This is a genomic window from Pacificibacter sp. AS14 (assembly GCF_038899935.1).
GTDB lineage: Bacteria > Pseudomonadota > Alphaproteobacteria > Rhodobacterales > Rhodobacteraceae > Celeribacter.
Map to the genome: position 1 here is coordinate 1 of NZ_JBBMQI010000022.1, position 15,727 is coordinate 15,727.

At 52.4% G+C, this 15,727-nt stretch carries 14 protein-coding genes; 5 read left to right on the plus strand and 9 right to left on the minus strand.

The window, feature by feature from the left end; translation table 11 throughout:
• Positions 1 to 277 precede the first annotated feature (277 nt).
• The gene (locus WNY38_RS16130) at positions 278 to 1,135 is read left to right on the plus strand and encodes a hypothetical protein (protein ID WP_342858390.1); all 858 of its coding nucleotides are present in this window, start codon (positions 278 to 280) and stop codon (positions 1,133 to 1,135) included.
• 62 nt (positions 1,136 to 1,197) lie between these two features.
• Here WNY38_RS16130 and WNY38_RS16135 read toward each other — a convergent pair whose 3' ends face one another.
• The 7 genes from WNY38_RS16135 to WNY38_RS16165 form a co-directional block, all read right to left on the minus strand.
• On the minus strand, positions 1,198 to 2,181 hold the full coding sequence (locus WNY38_RS16135; RefSeq protein WP_342858391.1) for an ABC transporter substrate-binding protein: 984 nt from the start codon (positions 2,179 to 2,181) through the stop codon (positions 1,198 to 1,200).
• A gap of 57 nt (positions 2,182 to 2,238) precedes the next feature.
• Positions 2,239 to 3,015, minus strand: a complete 777-nt coding sequence (locus tag WNY38_RS16140; protein WP_342858392.1) for an ABC transporter permease — start codon at positions 3,013 to 3,015, stop codon at positions 2,239 to 2,241.
• Positions 3,012 to 3,908, minus strand: coding sequence for an ABC transporter permease (locus tag WNY38_RS16145; RefSeq protein ID WP_342858393.1), 897 nt, complete (start codon positions 3,906 to 3,908; stop codon positions 3,012 to 3,014). The genes WNY38_RS16140 and WNY38_RS16145 overlap by 4 nt, the downstream gene beginning before the upstream one ends.
• Positions 3,905 to 4,681 (minus strand): ABC transporter ATP-binding protein, encoded by a 777-nt coding sequence (locus WNY38_RS16150; protein WP_342858394.1) that lies wholly within the window; start codon positions 4,679 to 4,681, stop codon positions 3,905 to 3,907. Before WNY38_RS16150 ends, WNY38_RS16145 begins: the two co-directional genes overlap by 4 nt.
• Positions 4,682 to 4,766: 85 nt before the next feature.
• Positions 4,767 to 6,221, minus strand: a complete 1,455-nt coding sequence (gene hydA / locus WNY38_RS16155) for a dihydropyrimidinase (RefSeq protein WP_342858395.1) — start codon at positions 6,219 to 6,221, stop codon at positions 4,767 to 4,769.
• A gap of 66 nt (positions 6,222 to 6,287) precedes the next feature.
• A complete protein-coding gene (locus tag WNY38_RS16160; RefSeq protein WP_342858396.1) occupies positions 6,288 to 7,544 on the minus strand; it encodes a Zn-dependent hydrolase in 1,257 nt (418 codons plus the stop codon).
• 224 nt (positions 7,545 to 7,768) lie between these two features.
• Positions 7,769 to 9,097 carry an aspartate aminotransferase family protein gene (locus tag WNY38_RS16165; RefSeq protein ID WP_342858397.1) on the minus strand — a complete coding sequence of 443 codons (1,329 nt, stop codon included), beginning with the start codon at positions 9,095 to 9,097 and terminating at the stop codon, positions 7,769 to 7,771.
• A gap of 276 nt (positions 9,098 to 9,373) precedes the next feature.
• On the opposite strand from WNY38_RS16165, the gene WNY38_RS16170 reads away from it, so the two are divergent.
• The gene (locus tag WNY38_RS16170) at positions 9,374 to 10,000 is read left to right on the plus strand and encodes a TetR family transcriptional regulator C-terminal domain-containing protein (protein WP_342858398.1); all 627 of its coding nucleotides are present in this window, start codon (positions 9,374 to 9,376) and stop codon (positions 9,998 to 10,000) included.
• 104 nt (positions 10,001 to 10,104) lie between these two features.
• Positions 10,105 to 10,740 (plus strand): hypothetical protein, encoded by a 636-nt coding sequence (locus WNY38_RS16175; RefSeq protein ID WP_342858399.1) that lies wholly within the window; start codon positions 10,105 to 10,107, stop codon positions 10,738 to 10,740.
• Positions 10,741 to 10,927: 187 nt separating this feature from the next.
• Here WNY38_RS16175 and preA read toward each other — a convergent pair whose 3' ends face one another.
• Positions 10,928 to 12,232, minus strand: a complete 1,305-nt coding sequence (gene preA / locus WNY38_RS16180; protein ID WP_342858400.1) for an NAD-dependent dihydropyrimidine dehydrogenase subunit PreA — start codon at positions 12,230 to 12,232, stop codon at positions 10,928 to 10,930.
• A gap of 3 nt (positions 12,233 to 12,235) precedes the next feature.
• A complete protein-coding gene (locus tag WNY38_RS16185; RefSeq protein ID WP_342858401.1) occupies positions 12,236 to 13,576 on the minus strand; it encodes an NAD(P)-dependent oxidoreductase in 1,341 nt (446 codons plus the stop codon).
• A 261-nt stretch (positions 13,577 to 13,837) separates the two neighbouring features.
• Here WNY38_RS16185 and accB point away from each other — a divergent pair, with 261 nt between their 5' ends.
• Positions 13,838 to 14,320 carry an acetyl-CoA carboxylase biotin carboxyl carrier protein gene (gene accB, locus WNY38_RS16190; RefSeq protein WP_342858402.1) on the plus strand — a complete coding sequence of 161 codons (483 nt, stop codon included), beginning with the start codon at positions 13,838 to 13,840 and terminating at the stop codon, positions 14,318 to 14,320.
• Between the two features lie 12 nt (positions 14,321 to 14,332).
• Positions 14,333 to 15,679 (plus strand): acetyl-CoA carboxylase biotin carboxylase subunit, encoded by a 1,347-nt coding sequence (gene accC, locus WNY38_RS16195; protein ID WP_342858403.1) that lies wholly within the window; start codon positions 14,333 to 14,335, stop codon positions 15,677 to 15,679.
• Positions 15,680 to 15,727: the final 48 nt, after the last annotated feature.

Here is a 15,727-nt window from a genome sequence, read left to right on the forward strand (position 1 = left end):
GCCGAAAACGACACCAGCACAATGGGCGACATCTCAACACTCGCCGAACCCGCCGTCGTCGAAGACCTCATCAATGGATCGATTTATAACGCTTAAAGCAGCCTCCCCCTAAACATGAAAGGCCGTGTGTTCTCAACTGAGCGCGCGGCCTTTTTCGTAAGACATCAATACCGTTCAATTGGAAGTCCTATCCATACGACAATGGAGGTCTGTGTTTTTAACCAACTAAAGGGTTCTGTTAACCAAAAGTTCGTCCCTTAAGGCGCAATTTGGCGTCATGGAAACGATGATCATCACAGACCCTAAGCCGTGGGAACGCCTCGCAAATAAGGCCCAGGCCCCTTTGCAACAACGCTGGCTGTACGGCGATGCAGTCACGCGCATTGGTCGGGATGTTTTACGTTTAGCAGTCGTGCACCAAGGTGAACCTGTCGCCATCGCCCAAATCGTGCAGCGCAAAATCAAGGGTATCGAAGTCTCTTTGATAAGCCGAGGGCCTGTATTTTTGCAAAACAGTCTCTCATGCGAGGTGCTGCACTCTGTTCGTGCGACCCTAAAAACTGCCTCGTTAAAACTGATGTCCCCTGACACAAAATTACGACGTCTGTCGTTCTCTCCCACACCAAAAATCTGCGAATTGGATCTAAGCCTAGATTTGCAAGACCTGCGCGCCGCTCAGCATGCCAAATGGCGCAATGCGTTGAAAAAGGCCGAAGGAACACGATTGAAAGTGGTCCAGATCACTGCGACGCCAGCCGCCCTGACACCACTTTTGCAGGTCGAAAAACAACGACAATCCCAAGGTCGGTATCGTGGCCTCCCACCCGAATTCACATTATCTATTCAAGACGTTGCACCAAAGTCCTTGCTGCTTTTGACAGCCAGTGACGCACAAATGTTGTTCATACGACATGGCAATTCCGCCAGCTATCACATGGGCCAAAACGGCCCTGATGGGCGCATGTTAAACGCCCATAACCTGATCCTGTGGGACGCCATCAAGCGGCTGCAAAAACTCGGCGTAACGCGCCTTGATCTTGGCACTATCGATCCCAAGCGCGCTCATGATCTCGCGAGGTTCAAACAGCGATGCGGCGCACAGACGCGTCAAATAGGCCCCGCGCAATTGCTTTAAACTCAACGCAAAAAAGGCCCCAAGCAAAGCTTGAGGCCTCTCAAAATGTTCACGACCCGCGCTTATTTCATCATCATATCGGTGATGTCAGTTGTGTAAGCGCCTGTTGGTGCCGTGGTAATCACAGGATCAGACCCGCCAGACAACAAGGATGCGACGGTGCGGTCATAGTCAGCCATTTCAAGTGCGCCAGTGGAACCCTCGATCAATTTGGCCACTTCGCCCATCATACGGATCTGGTGTGCCTCAGACTGTGCGCCGGTTTCGTCGTACTCAAGAACGATCTCAGCAGCTTCTTCTGGATTCTCAGCAGCCCAAGTCCAACCCGCCATGGAGGCTTTGACAAAACGCGCCATTTTGTCTTTGAACGCATCATCTGTCAGGCTGTCTTCCAAAACGTAAAGGCCGTCTTCAAGCGTCGCAACACCTTGATCTTCATACTTAAATGTAATCAAATCATCGGCTGAAATACCTGCATCAAGAACCTGACCGTATTCGTTGTAGGTCATAGTTGAAATACAAGCCGCTTGTTTTTGCAACAATGGATCAACGTTAAAACCTTGCTTGAGAACGGTCACGCCGCCCGTCGATCCGTCAGTGGCCAAGCCAAGTTTGCCCATCCAGCTTAGGAACGGGTATTCATTGCCGTAGAACCAAACACCCAGTGTTTTGTCGGCGAAATCTTCAGGGGTCTCGATACCGCTTTCTTTAAGACAGGTCAGCATCATGCCAGATGACTTGAAAGGCTGCGCGATATTCACCACAGGCGCTCCGTTTTCACGTGCGGCCAAGGCAGATGGCATCCAGTCAACCATCACATCAGCGCCGCCGCCAAGCAACACTTGCACAGGTGCCACATCAGGGCCACCAGGCTTTATCGTTACGTTCAGATCTTCGGCTTCATACAAGCCTTTTTCAAGCGCCACATAGTAGCCCGCGAACTGCGCCTGCGTGACCCATTTCAATTGAAGCGTCACATCGTCAGTCGCAAAAGCACCCGTTGTCATTGCCGCCAGCGCTGTCGCGCTCAAAAGTATTTTCTTCATAATACAACCTCCAAGTTGTTGAATTGCCAAGGTTTTCCTTGTGCAATATTCATGCGGTTACCCGCGTTGCGAGGGATGCCAAAAGGTCGCCCTCTTTTCAATCAAGGCCACGAGCCCATAAAGCGCCGTGCCCGTTAAAGCCGATATCGTGATTTCGGCCCAAACCATGTCCGTTGCCAAGCGCCCCATTTCAGTCGTGATGCGGAACCCCATCCCACGGATCGGAGAGCCAAAATATTCAGCAACAATCGCCCCAATCAGCGCCAAAGTGACAGCAATTTTCAGACCGTTGAACATAAACGGCATCGCCGCCGGCACGCGCAATTTCACAAGCGTGGCGACATGCCCCGCCGCATAGGTGCGCATCAAATCTCGTTGCATCGTATCAGTTGAGGCAAGCCCACCAAGCGTGTTCACCAACATCGGAAAGAACACCATGATTGCCACAACGGCGGCCTTAGAATGCCAATCAAACCCAAACCACATCACCATAATGGGCGCCAAACCCACAATAGGCAATGCGGCAAAAAAATTGGCCACAGGCAATAATCCGCGCTTGAGAAATGCGAAACGATCGATCACCAAGGCTACAGCGATGCCTGCAAAACTGCCCATCCAAAGCCCGTTCAACGCGCCTTTCACAACGGTTTGCACCCAGTCACCCCATAAGATCGGAAGCGATCCCAAAATGGCGACTCCGATAGCCGAAGGTGGCGGCAAAAGCGCAGGTGAAATATCAAACATCCACACCACAACTTCCCACAACAACAAAACCAACAGACCAAACCCCACAGGATATCCAATGCGTTCAAATCGCGTATCAGCACGGGTCATACAGGCTGCCCTCCCATGGCGCGGCGCAGGATTTTCTCAATCGCACCGACAGTGAAAATCAACACGGCTGCCAAAATTGCGGCGGCAAACAAAGCGGCCCACATGATCATAGGTTCGCCAAATTGTGACCCAATCAACATACGTGCCCCAAGGCCAGAAATCGCGCTGGTGGACAACTCGCCCACAACAGCCCCAACAAAAGCTGCGGCAATGCTGACTTTCAATGAGGCAAAAAAGTACGGCATGGATGCAGGAACCCGCAATTTCCAAAACACGGCAGACCGCTTTGCGCCATATGTGCGCAACAAATCCAGCTGCATATGATCCGGACTTGTTAGCCCTTTGACCATGCTAACCATTACGGGGAAAAAGCTCAGATAGGCGGCGATGATTGCTTTCGGCACCAGCAGAGACCCTGCCCCGATGGCGTTGCTCAGCACTACAATGATCGGTGCCAAAGCCACAATCGGAATGGTCTGCGAAATGATCGCCCAAGGCATCAAGCTCAGGCGTCCCACGCGGCTTAGCACAATCAGCGCCGCCATGGCGATGCCAACAACGACGCCTAAGGCAAAGCCCCAAAGCGTTGTTTTTAAAGTGATTGACCCTTGATAGATCATAGATCGTTTCGAAGTGATTTTCTTTTCAACCGTGGTGTCCCAAAGTTCGGCGATCACTTGATGCGGCACCGGCAGCAGCGGTCTATCTTGCTGCATGGTGTCTTTCACGACCTCGGAAAAACTTGGCTCTGTGCCCGCCCGAGCGGCCTGATCATAGGTCCATGTCGAATTCATCTTAATTGCTGACGCGTACCAAACCACCACCAAAACGGCGACGACGGTCAGCACAGGCAAAACCGAATACCTAAAAGTGGAAGGTTTGCCAGGAATCATTCGTCATGCCCCGCGCGCAACCCGTCACGTACCCGATGGGCGATTTGAATGAACTCTGCGCTGTCACGGATATTCAAAGGCCGATCTTTGGGCAAAGGACTGTCGATAATATCTGTGATCCGCCCTGGACGCGGCGACATGACAACGATTTTGGTGCTCAGATACACGGCTTCGGGAATGGAATGCGTCACGAAAGCGATGGTCTTTTCGGTGCGAGCCCAAAGCTTTAAAACTTGTTCGTTTAAATGGTCGCGCACGATCTCATCAAGCGCCCCGAAAGGTTCGTCCATCAACAAGATGTCCGCATCAAAAGCCAGTGCCCGCGCGATCGATGCGCGTTGCTGCATCCCGCCAGACAATTGCCAAGGATACTTTTTTTCAAAGCCAGTAAGATCCACAAGCTCCAGCACTTTTCGAACACGCTCTGCCTGTTCAGCCTTAGAAAACCCCATAATTTCAAGCGGAAGTTTCACATTTCCACCAATCGTTCGCCAAGGGTACAATCCTGCGGCCTGAAACACATAACCGTATGATCGCGCTTTGCGCGCCTCTTCTGGTGACAATCCATTCACGGTTAAATCGCCACCGCTGGGCGTTTCCAACCCTGCAATACAGCGCAAAAGGGTGGTCTTGCCACAGCCAGACGGGCCAATGAAGGACACGAAATCCCCTTTGTCGATCTCAAGATTCACATCTTTGAGCGCATGGATCGGACCGTCGTTGGTTTGAAAGGTAAGGTCCACACCGGACACATCAATCACTGGCGAAGTCATAGTTGGTCTTTCTGGACCTGCTTGGCGCAAGTTCCATTATGTGTCCCTGTCATGGCGATGGCCGCAGCTACGGCCATCCCTTGTTTTAAACGCCTGTTGCTGGAATACCCGTGCGCTCTACTGGACGCGGGGCTGTGAGGTCTTTCCATTTCGACAGCGCGGCATTCACAGTTGCATTGGCGTCGCGGGCAACGAATTCACCGTGGCCCTCGATGGCTTTCAATTCGCCTTTATCAACAGCGACATAGCCACGAGTCAAAACGTAGCGCGGCAGGCCTGTGACCTCGATGCCTTCAAAAACATTGTAATCAATCGCTGAGACTTGCGCATCTGCCGTGATGGTTTTGCTGATTTTCGGATCCCAAACGATCAGGTCGGCGTCAGAGCCCACAAGAACAGCGCCTTTTTGTGGGTAACAGTTGAGGATTTTCGCGATATTGGTCGAGGTCACCGCCACGAATTCATTCATGGTGATGCGACCTGTATTGACGCCTTTGGTCCACAAAACCGGCAAGCGATCCTCAAGACCGCCTGTGCCATTGGGGATTTTCGAGAAATCACCGATGCCATTGCGTTTTTGGTCTGTGGTAAAGGCGCAGTGATCGGTCGCCACACAAGACAAAGTGCCCGAGGCCAGACCGGCCCAAAGGCTGTCTTGGTGCTGCTTATTGCGGAACGGCGGTGACATCACGCGGCGGGCGGCGTGGTCCCAGTCCTCGTGAAAATACTCAGACTCATCCAGCACAAGATGCTGCACCAAGGGTTCGCCCCAAACGCGTTTGCCTTGCATTTTAGCACGGCGAATGGCCTCATGGGCTTCTTCGCAAGAGGTGTGCACCACATACAAAGGTGCGCCGGCCATATCGGCGATCATGATCGCGCGATTTGTGGCCTCACCTTCGACCTGTGGGGGACGTGAATAGGCGTGGCCTTCGGGGCCTGTGTTGCCTTGTTCCAGCAATTGCGCGGTGAGTTCCGCAATCACATCGCCGTTTTCCGCATGCACAAGCGGCGTCGCGCCCAGTTCTGCGCAGCGTTTGAACGAGCCGTAAAGTTCGTCGTCATTCACCATCAACGCGCCTTTATAGGCAAGGAAGTGTTTGAAAGTGTTGATGCCTTTTTCTTCGGTGATGACCTTCATGTCCTCGAACACCTGCTCGCCCCACCATGTGATCGCCATGTGGAACGAGTAATCACATGAAGCTTGGGCAGATTTATTGTCCCAAACCTTCAGCGCATCCAGCAGGCTTTCACCGGGGCTTGGTAGGCAAAAATCAACCACCATAGTTGTGCCGCCTGCAAGCGCCGCGCGGGTGCCAGAGGCAAAATCATCTGCCGAATGGGTGCCCATGAACGGCATTTCAAGGTGCGTATGCGGATCAATGCCACCGGGCATGATATAACATCCCGCTGCATCAATCACCTCATCGCCCGATAGGTCAGGGCCGATCTCGACAATCTTGCCGTCATCGATTTTCACGTCCGCCACATAGGTCAGGTCGGCGGTGACGATGGTACCGTTTTTGATCACTTTAGTCATATTAGTCTCCCGTTTTGAAATGCGGTGCGTCGTATTTTGCGCGCCTGCTTTTTCTATATTCAATTACTATTCGACGATCTCAGCCGTTGCCAAAACCGCATGCAACAGCACATCTGCACCAGCGGCGGCCCACTCAAGGCTGATTTCTTCGGCTTCGTTGTGGCTAAGTCCATCCACACAAGGACACATGATCATCGACGTTGGGTATAAGTCATTGATCCAGCAGGCATCATGACCCGCACCTGAAACGATATCCATATGGCTGTAACCGAGTGTTTCGGCAGCGTTGCGCACGGCTGTCACGCAGGCCTCATCAAAGGCAGGCGGATTGAATTGGCCGACGATTTCGGTTTCTAGCGACACGCCGATCTCTTCGCAAAGTTTGGGCGCTTTCTCGTAGAACTCTTCCAGCATCGCATCAATCACGTCTTGCAAATGCGAACGGAAGTCGATGGTAAACACCACTTTGCCCGGAATGATGTTACGCGAATTGGGGTAGACATCCACATGGCCGATAGCGCCCACAGAATTGGGTTGGTGTTTCATCGCGATCTCGTGGACCAGCTCGGTGATCCGCGCCAATCCGCGTCCTGCGTTTTTGCGCATGGGCATCGGAGTAGACCCTGTGTGGCTTTCTTTGCCAGTCACGGTACATTCGATCCAGCGCAAGCCCTGCCCGTGGGTGACCACGCCGATGTCTTTGCCCTCGGCTTCCAAAATCGGCCCTTGTTCAATGTGCAGCTCAAACATGGCGTGCATTTTACGCGCGCCCACTTGTTCGGAGCCGACCCAACCAATGCGTTTCAATTCATCGCCAAAGCTTTTGCCCTCGGCATCCACACGATCGTAAGCCCAATCTTGCGTATGCTTGCCGGCAAAAACACCCGAGGCCAGCATCGCAGGGGCGAACCGTGTGCCTTCTTCATTCGTCCAGTTGGCGATTACGATGGGATGTTTGGTTTTCAGGCCAAGATCATTCATCGTGCGCACAGCCTCAAGCCCGCCAAGCACACCGAGGATACCGTCATATTTGCCACCTGTGGGCTGCGTATCAAGGTGCGATCCCATGTAAACCGGCAAAGCATCAGGATCTGTGCCCGCACGTGTCGCAAACATATTGCCCATGGTATCAACGCCCATGGTCATACCCGCGGCCTCGCACCATGATTGGAACAAGGCGCGCCCTTCGGCGTCTTCATCAGTCAGCGTTTGGCGGTTGTTGCCGCCTGCAATGCCTGGGCCGATTTTGGCCATATCCATCAAAGAGTCCCAAAGACGCGTCCCATCGATCCGCATGTTGCTTTTATCTACTGAACTGCTCATCTTTTTTCTCCAATTTTTGGTCTTGAAACGCCCAAATAGGCTGCGGCGTTTTTTGTTCTCGACACTGCTGTCGATCGTTCTACTTCAGTATGACACAACCAATGGAGGACATCATGTTCAAAGGTCTCACAACATCCATCGCAATCATCACGGGTCTCATGGTCGGCGCACCTGCGCTTTTGGTTATGATGTTTGAGTGACCCCAAACGGGGTCACTCAACCTGTCAGTCTAGCGTTTTGAGCACATCGGCAATGGTCCCGATCAGCGTGTCGATGTGTTCTTTTTCAATGATCAAAGGCGGCGACAGGGCAATGATATCACCCGTCGTGCGAACGAGAACGCCTTTGTCATAGCATTTCAAAAACGCGTTGAATGCGCGCTTAGTGGGTTCGCCTGCGATGGGTTCAAGCTCAATCGCGCCGATTAGACCCATGCCGCGAATATCGATCACATGCGGCAAACCTTTCAGGCTGTGCAACGCATCTTGCCAATAGCCCTCAAGACCAGCGGCACGGGCAAACAAGTCTTCTTCTGCATAGGTCTCTAACGTCGCAAGACCTGCGGCAGCAGCCATCGGGTTGCCCGAATAGGTATAGCCATGGAACAGTTCGATCATATGTTCGGGGCCTTGCATAAAGGCATCATGAATTTCAGCCGTGGCCAAAACCGCCCCCATAGGAATCACACCGTTGGTCAGCCCTTTGGCCGTGGTGATCAAATCCGGCATAACCCCGTAATGTTCGGCGGCAAAGCTTGATCCAAGGCGTCCAAACCCTGTGATAACTTCATCAAAAATAAGTAAAATACCGTGTTTGGTACAAATCTCGCGCAGGCGTTGCAGATAGCCTTTTGGTGGCAGCAAAACCCCCGTAGACCCCGCCATAGGCTCGACAATCACCGCGGCGATAGTCTCGGCACCGTGCAGTGTTACGATGCGCTCAAGCTCGTCGGCCAAATAGGCGCCGTGTTCGGGTTGGCCTTTGGTAAAGGCGTTTTGCTCTGGCAAATGGGTGTGCGGCAAATGATCAACCCCAGCCAAAAGCGTGCCAAACATCTTGCGGTTGGTGACAATACCGCCAACAGAAATACCGCCGAAATTCACCCCGTGATAGCCGCGTTCGCGGCCAATCAAACGGGTACGTTCGCCCTGCCCTTTGGCGCGATGATAGGCCAAGGCAATTTTCAACGCAGTCTCAACAGATTCAGAGCCAGAGTTGGTGAAAAACGCATGTTCAAACGGCGCTGGCGCCAGTTCAACCAGTTTCGTCGCCAGCTCAAACGCCTTTGGGTGACCCATCTGAAACGCTGGCGCGTAATCAAGTTCAGCGACTTGCTTTTGCACCGCTTCAACAATCTTCGGCCGATTGTGACCCGCGTTGCAGCACCAAAGCCCAGCTGTTCCATCCAACACCTGACGGCCGTCATCTGTCGTATAATGCATACGATCTGCAGACACGAACATTCTAGGTTGTTTTTTAAACTGCCTGTTCGATGTGAACGGCATCCAAAAAGCCGATAAGTCGTTTGGGCGTGTGTTGCCGTCCATAGCCATAGTGTACCTCGTTGTCATCCAATAGAGCGCGCGCCTGCTGCGCATTGCAATAGCTTTTAAGCGCATGCGTTCACGTGCGTTGCTCCACTTTGACCAAATGGTCAAGGCTACGTTAACAGCGCGCCAACACGGGTCAAGGACAGTCACGCACCTTAAAACCACGCCGCCAAAAAATTTCCACTTTTTAGGGTAATATCAGCTTGGGAATGGCGTTTTTTTCAGCAACGCTGTAGCTGTACTGAACGGCGAGACGCGTAAAAAAGGAATCGGCACCCTATGCCAGGCAAGATACCGCGGACAAGAATCCAAAAAAAGAACCATGAAACCATACTTGAGGCAGCTTTGGATGTGTTTTCTCGGCACGGATTTCGCGGCGCGACACTGGATCAAATAGCCCTTGAATCCGGCCTATCTAAGCCAAACTTATTGTATTATTTTCCGTCAAAAGTCTCGATTCACCGCGCCTTGCTCGAACGTCTTATGGCCAATTGGCTTGACCCTTTGCACAAGTTAGATCCGCAAGGGAATCCGGTTGAAGAAATACTTGCCTATGTTTTACGCAAACTTGACATGGCCCGCGAATTCCCCCGTGAAAGCCGTCTATTTGCCAACGAAATTGTTCAAGGCGCACCCAATATCGCAGATCAGATCGAAGGCGAATTGAAATCTCTTGTTGATGAAAAATCGAAGGTCATTCGAGGTTGGTCAGAGGCCGGACGTATTGCCAAAATCGATCCTTATCACCTTATTTTCTCAATTTGGGCGACCACCCAACATTACGCAGATTTTGACGCGCAGGTCTGTAAAATCATTGAAACGGATGGCGCGTCTCATTTTGACGATGCGCGTGTCTTTTTGAATCGAATGTTTCGTCAAGTGCTCACGCCCGACACGTTAGTATAATCGAGCATTAACCAGCAGTTTAAAAAACTGTGGACGTTAACCCATTGGCAAGTTTAATTCTTTATACATATGTGTGTGGGGGCTCCTAACATAAGGAGTTCAGCATGTCCGACATGTTTGGCGTGCCAGCTTTCGGTGGCGGAGGGGTTTCACTTAGATCTCCTCCTCAAAATCTAGGGCAAACAGTGCCGGAAGTCGCCGCAATTGCGGATGACACTTCGGCCACATTTAACAAAGGGAGCAATCTCCCTGGCCAGAACGGCGACAGCTTCGACACCTCTGAATTGAACCGCGACACTGCGGGCGCTTACGCGCCTTCTGATCCGCGCGACACATACACACAGAAGCCACGCTTTGATGTCGATACATTGACAGGTCCGACACCAGCCTTTCAAGCAAGCTTGCTTGAGGTCGAAAGCGATCTGCGCAATGTCATCGCGCGTGTCGAAGCCGAACGCGCTCAGGCCTCTGACGCCGCCGCCATTGCGCCGGCCCCTCAGATGAACACGACCAACAGCGATTCTGGATCGCAAGGCACCGTTGCGATATCGCCTACGGCCCGACGTGATTTGCGTGACGACGCGCCAAAGGCGGAAACACAACCTGCACCGACAGTAACGGTCAAAGCCCCGCAAGTCTCGGTTCAAACTGAAACTTCAGATCGCGAGGCTGCCTATTCAGGGCCCGCAGCCACACCACAGACACCCTATAGCAAACCTAACGCTACAGATCTGTCTTAAACTTGACCAGTTTCCCATTTGGGGCACTGTGCATTTCAAATGCAGCGAAAAGGCAAGAATTGCCTGCACATATAAAAAATCATTTTAATACAAAAACTTAAACGTAAGACCCCCGCACTCTAAAGTACGGGGGTATTCTGTGCGCCAACTCGAAATCTATGCGTTGATCTCGCCTACGCGATAGATGTTATTCAGCTGCGACGAACGACGGATTGTTTGGATGTTTGGTCCAATCGCTGGCCTCTGATGATACAATCTTGCCTGTCCGCTCATCCAAATCGCCAGGTTGCAGCGTTTTCATGGTAATGCAGCCCTCGATCGGGCAGACATTGACGCACAGGTTACAGGCAACACATTCGTCATCCATAACTTCAAACACGCGATCAGCTGTCATGGAAATCGCTTGGTGCGACGTGTCTTCACAGGCCGCATAACAGCGACCACATGAGATGCATTCATCTTGGTCTATCACGGCCTTGGTCACGTGGTTGAGGTTCAAATACTGCCAATCGGTCACATTGGGCACAGCTTTTCCAGACAGCTCAGCCACCGAAGTCATGCCCTTGCTGTCCAAATATTCGGACAGGCCAGAGATCATTTCCTCAACAACTTTAAACCCATAGGTCATCACTGCCGTACACACCTGAACGTTGCCCGCGCCGAGCGCCAAGAACTCAGCCGCATCGCGCCATGTGGTCACCCCGCCAATGCCAGAGATCGGCAAATCACGGGTTTCAGGATTGCGCGCAATCTCTGCGACCATATTCATCGCAATCGGTTTGACCGCAGGGCCACAATAGCCACCATGAGTGCCCTTACCGTCGATCATAGGCTCAGGACTAAAGCTATCAAGATTAACGCTGGAGATCGAATTGATCGTGTTGATCAAAGACACAGCATCCGCTCCGCCCCGTTTCGCCGCCTCCGCTGGCAGCAAAATGTTGCTGATATTTGGCGTCAGTTTAACGATGATCGGCAGACCCGTCGCTTCTTTACACCAGCGCGTCACCATCTCGATGTACTCAGGGACTTGGCCAACCGCCGAACCCATGCCACGTTCTGCCATCCCATGCGGACAGCCAAAATTCAGCTCGAATCCGTCACAGCCTGTTTCCGCGATACGCGGCAGGATATCTTTCCAACTTTTCTCGTCGCAAGGCACCATCACAGAAGCAATCAATGCGCGATCAGGATAATCCTTTTTCACCCGCGTCATTTCCGCAAGGTTCACCTCCAACGGCCGATCCGTGATCAACTCGATGTTGTTAAGCCCCAAAAGACGGCGATCCGCGCCATATATCGCGCCATACCGCGGCCCGTTGACATTGACCACGGGCGGGCCTGCTTCGCCGAGTGTTTTCCAAACGACACCGCCCCAGCCCGCTTCAAAAGCGCGGCGCACGTTGTATTCTTTGTCTGTGGGCGGCGCTGAGGCCAACCAAAATGGGTTGGGCGATTTAATGCCGCAAAATTCGCTTGTAAGATCTGCCATGATTTAGCCCTCGCCCATCAAAACTGCATGAATATCCATCGCCGCATCACGTCCTTCGGCAACGGCGGTCACTGTCAAATCATCCCCGCCAGAGGCGCAATCGCCGCCAGCCCAGACATTTTCAACCGTGGTTTTACCAAAGACATCGACCGCGATCTTACCGCCTTCGATTGTCAAACCCTCAGGTGCGCCAAGCAAGGTCTGACCAATAGCCACCAATACTTGATCGGCCACGATATGAACCATTTCGCCTGTGCCTTTGAGCGAGCCGTCCACTTCAGCGGTGTATTCGAACACAACCTCAGAACAGGACCCTTCGCCCAAAACCGCTGATGGCTGCGCGTCATACAAGATGTTAACCCCTTTTGACGTCGCCAAATCTTGCTCATATTCGGACGCTCCCATGCGGTCTTTGCCGCGCCGGTAGGCCATCGTCACGTTTTGCGCGCCCAAAAGCTTGGCTTGCACAGCCGCATCAACGGCCGTCATACCGCCACCGATCACGACGACATTGCGTCCGATTGGCAGCGTCGACAGATCGTCAGACTGGCGCAATTTCGCGATGAAATCGACTGCGTCATCTACGCCGTCAAGGTCAACCCCGTCAGCACGCAGGTTGTTCACACCCCCAAGTCCGATGGACAGAAACACCGCATTAAAGTCGGATTTCAATCCGTCCAGCGTGATGTCTTTACCAAGCTTTTGACCCGATTGAACTTGAATGCCACCAATAGACAACAGCCAATCGACTTCTTTTTGAGCGAAATCGTCGGTGGATTTGTAGCTCGCGATACCAAATTCGTTCAGACCACCCAGTTTTTCGCGTGAATCAAACAAGGTCACATCATGGCCCAACATCGCCAAACGGTGTGCCGCTGACAAACCTGCTGGCCCTGCCCCGACAACCGCAACGGTTTTTCCAGTCGCTTCACCACGCGTATAAGGATGTGCGGTCTCAGCCATCAACGTGTCGGTAGCGTAACGCTGCAAACGGCCGATTTCGACCGGCTTGCCTTCGGCGATTTCGCGCACGCAAACTTCTTCGCACAGAGTTTCCGTAGGGCAAACCCGCGCGCACATACCGCCTAAAATATTTTGATCAAAAATCGTTTTGGCAGCCGCTTTTGGCGTGCCGGTGACGATTTGTCGAATAAACATAGGGATATCAATAGAGGTCGGACAGGCCGTCATACAGGGCGCGTCATAACAAAAATAGCACCTGTCGGCGGCGACTTGCGCCTCATGATCGGCCAAAGGCTCGTGAAGGTCGGTGAAATTTTCGGCAAGGGCATCTGTGGTCAGCCTGCCTGCCACAATACCGCTGTGTCGTTCCCTGCTTTGCATCTTTGGCTCCATCGCATTTAAATCCTGCGATCAACGTGCCACATTCACTTTTTTTATCAAGTGGTAAAATAAATGTTTTTCCTAAGCACCTCGATTTGACGGCCCACCATCACAAATTCGTCCAAGACATGAGCAAAATGCCCAAACTTTGATCGCGAACGAACAAGAATTAAAGGGTTTTCACCCAAAGCCCGCTGCCGTATAAGCGGGCAACGCTGAGAAACAATCCGCGATACAAGCGGCTAGATTGGGTTAAGTAACATGACCAAGACAAACGATTCCGATGTAAAATTCATTCAAGCACTGGCAGAATTGCTCACTGCGAATGATCTCACAGAACTTGAAGTGATGCGTGAATACGGCGACAGTGACAGTCTGAATGTCCGCGTCAGCCGCCAGCTTCCAGTTCAGCAAATTGTCCAATCTGTTGCCGCAGCCCCCGTTGCAGCTGCAGCGCCTGCCGCCGCACCATTAGCAACACCTGCAGCAGCAGCGGATCCATCAAACGATCCAAACGCAGTGCCCTCCCCAATGGTTGGCACAGCCTACCTATCCGCCGAACCGGGCTCTGCGCCTTTCGTGAAAATCGGCGATCAGGTCACTGAGGGTCAAACCCTGATGATCATTGAAGCTATGAAAACCATGAACCATATCCCTGCGCCAAAATCCGGCACAGTGAAACGTGTGCTTGTGGATGACGGAACGCCAGTCGAATTTGGTGCTCCTTTGATGATCATCGAATAGGTGGGCGCCCACATGTTCGATAAAATTCTCATTGCCAACCGCGGTGAAATCGCGCTTCGCGTGATCCGCGCTTGTCGTGAAATGGGCATCAAATCCGTCGCAGTTCACTCAACAGCCGATGCCGATGCAATGCACGTGCGCATGGCTGACGAAGCTGTGTGCATTGGTCCAAATTCGTCCACTGATTCATACTTGAGCTTCCCTGCGATCATCGCCGCGTGTGAAATCACTGGCGCTCAAGCGATTCACCCTGGTTACGGCTTTCTGTCTGAAAATGCAGCCTTTGTTCAAATCGTCGAAGATCACGGCTTGACGTTCATTGGCCCCTCTGCCGAACACATCCGCCAAATGGGTGACAAAATTACCGCCAAAGAAACCGCACAAATCTTGGGTATTCCCATTGTGCCTGGATCTGACGGTGGCGTGCCTGATGTCGCTTCTGCGAAAAAAGCGGCTGCCGAAATGGGTTACCCTGTCATCATCAAAGCCACAGCTGGCGGCGGTGGTCGCGGCATGAAAGTGGCGCTCAATGAAGACGAGCTGGAAACATCTTTTCGTACAGCCCGTTCGGAATCCAAAGCCGCCTTCGGCAATGACGAAGTCTACATGGAGAAATATCTCCAGAAACCACGTCACATCGAAATACAAGTCTTTGGCGATGGCCAAGGCGGTGGTGTGCATTTGGGCGAACGCGATTGCTCTTTGCAACGTCGTCACCAAAAGGTCTTCGAAGAGGCCCCAGGCCCCAGCATAACGCCAGAAGAACGCGCTCGAATCGGTGGCATATGTGCCAATGCGATCGCAAAAATGGGTTACAAAGGCGCTGGCACTGTCGAGTTCTTGTACGAGGACGGCGAGTTCTTCTTTATTGAGATGAACACCCGTTTACAGGTGGAACACCCTGTAACCGAAGCCATCTTTGGCCAAGACTTGGTGCGCGAACAGATCCGTGTTGCTGCCGGAGAAAAACTGTCTTTTACCCAAGACGAACTGGTGCTCAATGGCCATGCTATCGAAGTGCGAATCAATGCAGAGAAGCTACCAAACTTCTCGCCATGCCCCGGCAAAATCACGCAATACCACGCCCCGGGTGGGCTTGGCGTGCGTATGGACAGCGCATTGTATGACGGCTATTCGATCCCGCCTTATTACGACAGCTTGATCGGCAAACTCATCGTGCATGGGCGCAACCGTCCAGAAGCATTGGCGCGTTTGCACCGCGCATTGGGCGAGTTGATTGTTGATGGCGTTGAAACCACGATCCCGTTGTTTGACATGCTCTTGCAAGAAGAAGATGTCCAAACCGGCAACTACAATATCCACTGGCTGGAAAAATGGCTTGAGAAGAACCTAAGCTAAGGCTTTGTTCAAACATTGATAAGGTCGCCTTCGGGCGGCCTTTTCTTT

Coding starts and splice junctions, on each gene's coding strand:
- WNY38_RS16130 (WP_342858390.1), top strand. CDS start 278: ATGGAAACGATGATCATCACAGACCCTAAGCCGTGGGAACGCCTCGCA.
- WNY38_RS16135 (WP_342858391.1), bottom strand. CDS start 2,181: ATGAAGAAAATACTTTTGAGCGCGACAGCGCTGGCGGCAATGACAACG.
- WNY38_RS16140 (WP_342858392.1), bottom strand. CDS start 3,015: ATGACCCGTGCTGATACGCGATTTGAACGCATTGGATATCCTGTGGGG.
- WNY38_RS16145 (WP_342858393.1), bottom strand. CDS start 3,908: ATGATTCCTGGCAAACCTTCCACTTTTAGGTATTCGGTTTTGCCTGTG.
- WNY38_RS16150 (WP_342858394.1), bottom strand. CDS start 4,681: ATGACTTCGCCAGTGATTGATGTGTCCGGTGTGGACCTTACCTTTCAA.
- hydA (WP_342858395.1), bottom strand. CDS start 6,221: ATGACTAAAGTGATCAAAAACGGTACCATCGTCACCGCCGACCTGACC.
- WNY38_RS16160 (WP_342858396.1), bottom strand. CDS start 7,544: ATGAGCAGTTCAGTAGATAAAAGCAACATGCGGATCGATGGGACGCGT.
- WNY38_RS16165 (WP_342858397.1), bottom strand. CDS start 9,097: ATGGCTATGGACGGCAACACACGCCCAAACGACTTATCGGCTTTTTGG.
- WNY38_RS16170 (WP_342858398.1), top strand. CDS start 9,374: ATGCCAGGCAAGATACCGCGGACAAGAATCCAAAAAAAGAACCATGAA.
- WNY38_RS16175 (WP_342858399.1), top strand. CDS start 10,105: ATGTCCGACATGTTTGGCGTGCCAGCTTTCGGTGGCGGAGGGGTTTCA.
- preA (WP_342858400.1), bottom strand. CDS start 12,232: ATGGCAGATCTTACAAGCGAATTTTGCGGCATTAAATCGCCCAACCCA.
- WNY38_RS16185 (WP_342858401.1), bottom strand. CDS start 13,576: ATGCAAAGCAGGGAACGACACAGCGGTATTGTGGCAGGCAGGCTGACC.
- accB (WP_342858402.1), top strand. CDS start 13,838: ATGACCAAGACAAACGATTCCGATGTAAAATTCATTCAAGCACTGGCA.
- accC (WP_342858403.1), top strand. CDS start 14,333: ATGTTCGATAAAATTCTCATTGCCAACCGCGGTGAAATCGCGCTTCGC.